The 3,245-nt window shown below is 64.4% G+C and carries 2 protein-coding genes; both read right to left on the bottom strand.

Going from position 1 to position 3,245, the window contains the following annotated elements; translation table 11 throughout:
• Positions 1–8: 8 nt before the first annotated feature.
• The gene (locus GH737_RS13870) at positions 9–587 is read right to left on the bottom strand and encodes an OmpH family outer membrane protein (protein WP_155265373.1); all 579 of its coding nucleotides are present in this window, start codon (positions 585–587) and stop codon (positions 9–11) included.
• The gene (gene bamA / locus GH737_RS13875) at positions 587–3,148 is read right to left on the bottom strand and encodes an outer membrane protein assembly factor BamA (RefSeq protein ID WP_155265374.1); all 2,562 of its coding nucleotides are present in this window, start codon (positions 3,146–3,148) and stop codon (positions 587–589) included. The genes GH737_RS13870 and bamA overlap by 1 nt, the downstream gene beginning before the upstream one ends.
• Positions 3,149–3,245: the final 97 nt, after the last annotated feature.

The following is a 3,245-nucleotide window of genomic DNA, read 5'->3' on the forward strand; positions in this document are numbered from 1 at the left end:
CATGCGGCTTAGCGGCCCTGCGGCTGCGATGTCGCCGGCGCGGTGGTTCCGAGCGTCGGCAGCGCGGCGTTGAGCGCGGCGAGCACGTCGTTCGTCACGTCCACGTTCTGCGCCGTCGCGAGCGTCGCCCCGACCTCCATCAGCACGTTCGCGCCGCGGCGCGTCATCACCTGCTGGTAGATCGGGCCGAGCTTGTCGCTGATCTGTTTCTGGATGTACTGCTGGTTGCGCTGGATCTGCTGCTGCTGTCCGGAGAGTTCCTGCGCAGCCTGCTGGCGCTTGGTCTCCCATGCCTTGACCCGAGCCTGGAGCGCGGCGTCGGGCTCCTTGCCCTTAAGCGCATCGACCGCGGCCTGGATCGACTGCTGCTCGGTCTGGAGGGGGGTCGTCAGCGATTTCTCCCGCGCCTGATAGGACTGGACCTGGCCTCGGAGCGCGGCCGCCGCCGTCTTGCAGGCGGTGCAGTCGCTGGTGACGCGGTCGAGGTCGACCACGGCGACCACTGCGGCGGGGACCGCCTGCGCGCTCGCTGCGGAGGGCACAAGGAAAGCGGCGGCAAAGGCCGCGGAAATGAGCAGAGTCTTCATCAGAATGCAGTTCCTACGTTGAATGTGAAGAGTTTGGGATCGTCGCCCTTCTGGAAGACGATGGCCTTGGCGAGGTCGAGCCGGAGCGGGCCGAACGGCGAAATCCAGTTGACCCCCACGCCGACGGAAACGCGCGGCTTGGGAGAATTTCCGAGGAATACCTCCTTGACGCCCGGAGACGCGACGAACTTGGTCGGGTCGAAGACGTTGCCGTTATAATCCTTGCTGCAATCGGGCGTCGAGCTGTTGAACGGGAGCAGGCCGGTTGTCCCGTTCGCCGGTGAGCAGAACGCCACGATATCGGTCAGCGGCGGCTTGGTGATGCTCCACAGCGAGCCTGCGTCGACATAGACCGACGGTCGCAACCCGAGGCTCTTGATGCTCGCGCTCACCGGGACCTCGAGCTCGGCGCGGGCGAGATAGAAGGCCTTGCCGCCGATCGCGTCATTGACCTGGTTGTTGACGTCGAGTTCCGCGAGATTGCCTTCGGCGTCATAGGGGATGCGCACGACGCGCGGGCCGATGCCCCGAATGTCGAAGCCGCGGATGCTCGAGTTGAAAAACCGGTCGGTGATTCGGATCGGGTCGCGCCCCGGGCCCGGCGCCTCCTGCAGCGCCTTGATGTACCCGCCTTCTCCGTGCAGCGACAGGATCCAGCTGCCGAAGCTGTGATACTTGGTCGCGTAGGCCTGGGTGCGGAGGAATCGGACGTCGCCGCCGAGCCCAGCGAAGTCCTGGCTGAACGTGATTTGCTGGCCGCGGGTCGGATGGATCCCGTCGGTGTCGTCGTAAAGCGTCGAAATGCCGACCAGCGACGTCAGCCGCTTGCCCACTTCGTCGCACAAATAGGTGCCGGCGATGCGAGGGTCGCACTGGAGCGGTTCCGGGCCGGGGCCATCCGGGTCGCGATAGAAGGTGCTTTTGTCTAGGCTGATCTTGTCGTTGCTGAGCAGGTAGCGGGTGCCGAAATTCCAATATTCGCTGAGCGGGAAGCCGGTCCTTACCCCTATGCCGGTGCTGACCTGCTTGTAGGTCGTGTTGCGGTCGTTCCCGATATAGTTGAAGCTGCTGTAATCGCGGCGGAAAACCTGCGCGCCCAGAAGGATCGGCTTGTCGAGGAAATAGGGGTCGGTGAATCCGGCGGAGATTGACTTGGAGAACAGGGACCAGTTGACCGAGGCGTCGAGCGACTGACCCTTGCCCATGAAATTGTTCTGCGACACGCCGAGTTGGACGACGAACCTCTCCAGGCTCGAATAGCCTCCCGACAGCGACAACTGGCCGGTGGGTTTCTCCTCGACCGTGGCGCCGAGCACGACCCGGTCCGGCGCCGATCCTTCGGACTGCTTGATCTCGAACTTGTCGCTGAAAAATCCGAGGCTCTGGATGCGGTCCTGGCTGCGCTTGAGCTTCTGCGCATTGAAGGCGTCGCCCTCGTTGAGCCGGAACTCGCGCCGGATCACCTTGTCGCGCGTGGTCGTATTGCCGGTGATGTCAATGCGCTCGACGTAGACTCGCGGCGTTTCCCCGACCTTGATGGTCAGGTTCATCACCTTCTTTTCGGCATCGCGGTTGTAGGCCGGGCTGATGTCGGCGAACGCATAGCCGAGGTTTCCGGCTGCTTCGTTGAGGTCGGTGACCGCGTCCTCGACTTCCTTCGCGTTGAACCAGCTGCCCGGCTCGATCTTGGCGAGCTCGAGCACCTTCTCCTTCGGGAAATCGCGAAGCGCGCTGTCGGCCTTGACGGTGCCGAACCGGTAGCGCGGCCCTTCGTCCACCACATAGGTAATTACGAAATCGCGGCGGTCGGGAGTGAGCTCGGCGAGCGCCTGGACAACGCGGAAGTCGGCATAACCCTCGGTCAGGTAGAAGGCGCGAAGTTTCTGCTGATCGGCGGCGAGGCGGTCCGGGTCGTAGGTGTCGTTCGACTTGAGGAAACCGAGGACTCCGCCTGCCTGCCGCGAATACATCTCCTTGCGCAGACGCTCGTCGGAGAATTCCTTGTTGCCAAGCACATTGATCGCCCGAATCTTGGCGAGGTCGCCTTCGTGGATTTCGAACACGACGTCGACGCGGTTCTGGTCGAGCTGGACGATCTTGGGATCGACTCGCGCGGCGAACCGGCCCTGCCGGCGGTACAGCTCGAGGATTCGGTCGACGTCGGCACGCACCGCCGGCCGGGTAAAGATCTGCCGCGGCGCCAGCTTGATTTCGGGCGTGATCTTGTCGTCCTTGAGGCGCTTGTTGCCCTCCAGGATGATACGGTTGATTACCGGGTTCTCGCGGACGTTGATGACGAGGTCCCCGGTCTCGCCGCCGGTGATGGTCACGTCGGCGAACAGCTGAGTCGCGTAAAGGTCCTTGAGCGCCTGGTCGAGCTTCTCAGCCGTGAACGTCTGCCCTGGCGCGAGATTGGCGTAGGCGCGGATGGTCTCGGGTTCGAGCCGCTGGTTGCCGCGCACCGTGATCGAGCGGATTGTCCCTTGCGCGGCCTGTACGGGGGCGAGCGCGGGCTGGGCCGCCTGCGGCGCTGCGGGGGGCTCGAGTGGCCAGCGAAGCAAAGCCTTTCGCCTCTCTTTCCTCCGGTCTTCTCGCCCGCAAGGGCGCCGCCCGCCCGGCCATGCGCCCGCAAGGCTTCGGGCAAGGCGCCCAGGGCCT

Origin of the sequence: Sphingomonas segetis (assembly GCF_009720245.1) — a bacterium.
GTDB classification, from domain to species: domain Bacteria; phylum Pseudomonadota; class Alphaproteobacteria; order Sphingomonadales; family Sphingomonadaceae; genus Sphingomicrobium; species Sphingomicrobium segetis.

Excerpts from the sequence above, each read along its gene's own strand:
- GH737_RS13870 (WP_155265373.1), bottom strand. The coding sequence starts at position 587 with ATGAAGACTCTGCTCATTTCCGCGGCCTTTGCCGCCGCTTTCCTTGTG.